This window comes from Leisingera sp. F5, assembly GCF_001593695.1.
The window spans coordinates 1-1,844 of sequence record NZ_LUKH01000691.1 but is presented as its reverse complement, the minus strand read 5'-3'; the positions used below and the strand labels follow the sequence as shown (position 1 = coordinate 1,844).

Here is a 1,844-nt window from a genome sequence, read left to right as displayed (position 1 = left end):
CCAACATACAGGTGCTTTCCATGCTCACTAAATAGGAAAACTCCAGACGGCGGCATATCTCGAGGCAGCTGACCTGCTGAGCAGGGTGACATTGCGATGAGTTTTTCGAAAGAGGGGTTTAGACTTCCAGCAAATTCTTCAAATTTTGAGTTCATAGAAACCACGCAAAAATTTCTTGGAGGCAATCCACCACAGTCTACTGGGGTTGGTTGGAAACGGCTAGGCCTACAACGTTGGGTGACTTGCCTGCCCTATGCACCTAGTAAAAAATAGTACGCGCGAAGATCTCAACCGAGTCGAATGTCTTGAAATGCTGTTTGCGCCATGCTGCACATGCGGTGAACTGTGAGCTAACCAAGGGCTGCTATGGGCTCGGAGCGGCCTTGTGGCGGCGCAGCGGTGTCATCACCGGCCTGGACGGTTACCGTCGCTGTCACAGCTGACCGCAGGCAGCCCGAAGCGGCCCCTTGCCCAGTAGCGAGTCAGGTCTGCCTGCCCATGCACGTCGGGCGGGAAGCAGCCGTTAGACGTGTTTGGGAGGAACGGCGGGTTTGGGCCGGGCACGCCAGTCTGCCAAGTGCGTCGGTCGCAGCATTGAGAGCAAGAAAATGTGTATCGCTGTGACGGAGGTCTCGTGCAGCATCAGAAGAGGGCTCGAACCGGATATTCGCGGTTTGACCACAAACTGCCGGTTCGTGGTGCATTTGGGTCAACTTATGACGCAGAGGTCAATTTCGTCTGACGTCTTACAATGTAAAAAGTGGCGGACCGAGGAGGATTCGAACCCCCGACCCCTTGATTCGTAGTCAAGTACTCTATCCAGCTGAGCTATCGGTCCACTGCGGCGGGGTTTAATCATAGCGCTGGAGAGTCGCAACCCCAAAACCCAAAATTAGTTTCCTCCGGCCGGCATATTCCCGTCAGCTTGCTTGCCGCGGTCAAATCGTGCCATCGCCCTTGGGCAGGCAGATCTCGAAAACGGTGCCGTCCGGGCTGGTTTCCTTCAGCACGACCGATCCGCCATGGCCGCGGGCCAGCTCGCCCGCGATGGCCAATCCCAGCCCGGTGCCGCCCTTGCGGGCACCGCCCTGGAACGGGGTGAACAGATTGTCCTGCGCTTTTTTCGGCAAACCGGGGCCGGTGTCGGAAACGGTGATATACCAGGCGTCTTCTTCCTCATACGCGCCGACCGTGATCCTGCCCGGTTTCCCGGTGGCGGTGATCGCCTGACGGGCGTTGCGCACCAGATTCATGACAATGCGGAACAGCTGTTCGGAATCAGCGCGCAGCATCATCGGTTTGGGCACTGCATTGACGATCCCGACCAATGCGCTGTCCGCAGCCAGCAGCTCGCTTTCGGCAATATCCGCTGTGATTTCATGCAGGCAGACCACAGCAAAGGTGGGCGACGGCTCCTCGGCGCGCCCGAACGCCAGGGTTCCCTCACACAGGGAGACCGCACGGGTGATCGAATTCACCAGCTTCGGCGCCAGCCGGCGTACCAGTGGGTCTTCGCTCATCTCGATCCGGTCGGTGAACAGCTGCGCCGAGGTCAGGATGTTGCGCAGATCATGGCTTACCTTGGCGACCGCGCCGCCCAGCTGGGCCAGCCGCTCGCGCTGTTTCAGCGCGTGGGTCAGCTCGGTCTGCAGCTGCATCAGCGCCTCTTCTGCCTCGCGCAGCTCCACCACGCTGGAACTCGGGTGGATGATGCCGCGCGCATCCTCAGGCGCCGCCGCATAGCGCTGCATATAGCCGACGACGCTTTTGATCGGCTTCACCAGCACAATCCGCACCGCAACAAACAGCAACAGCGCCGTAAAAACCGAAATCACCGCCGACAG

General features: G+C 59.2%; 1 protein-coding gene and 1 tRNA gene. Both read right to left on the bottom strand.

Annotated elements, in window-relative coordinates:
* Positions 1–761 precede the first annotated feature (761 nt).
* Positions 762–838, bottom strand: a tRNA-Arg gene (locus A2I95_RS34860).
* Between the two features lie 100 nt (positions 839–938).
* A partial coding sequence (locus A2I95_RS34855) for a HAMP domain-containing sensor histidine kinase (RefSeq protein ID WP_291737144.1) occupies positions 939–1,844 on the bottom strand: 906 nt, incomplete at its 5' end.